The organism is Enterobacter cloacae complex sp.6700776, assembly GCF_048284255.1.
In the GTDB taxonomy this organism is placed as follows: domain Bacteria; phylum Pseudomonadota; class Gammaproteobacteria; order Enterobacterales; family Enterobacteriaceae; genus Enterobacter; species Enterobacter intestinihominis.
Genome location: NZ_JBLVYK010000092.1, coordinates 1 through 351 on the forward strand (window position 1 = coordinate 1; position 351 = coordinate 351).

Consider the following 351-nt stretch of genomic DNA (forward strand, 5'->3'; position numbering starts at 1 on the left):
CATGAACAACATAACCTTCCGCTTCAAAGATACTTTTCAGCGTATTACGTGTGACAATCTCGTCTTCAACGATCAAAATGTGTGGGGTCTGCATATTTGCTACCTAAAGTATTAAAATAAAAATACTGAACCCATAGGCCGTTTCCAGTTAGGTGGTTGTTGGTATGATTATCTGGAAAAACACGTCTATGAGTATAAATTTGTCTTTACATTTTTCAGTGACTTAGCGTTGCCTATCCATTAGGCTGAAGGTCATAAAACTCACCAAAACTTAAGCACTTTCCCAATATTGGGCTGTTAACAGCAATATAACAGCTAATACTGCATTTACCACCTAAAAAACTAACTTTT

The 351-nt window shown here is 36.2% G+C and carries 1 pseudogene; it reads right to left on the reverse strand.

Features of this window, described 5'->3' with window-relative positions:
* Positions 1–94: pseudogene (locus tag ACNQ0T_RS23360) on the reverse strand (two-component system response regulator ArcA); the annotation flags it as partial.
* Between the last annotated feature and the right edge of the window lie 257 nt (positions 95–351).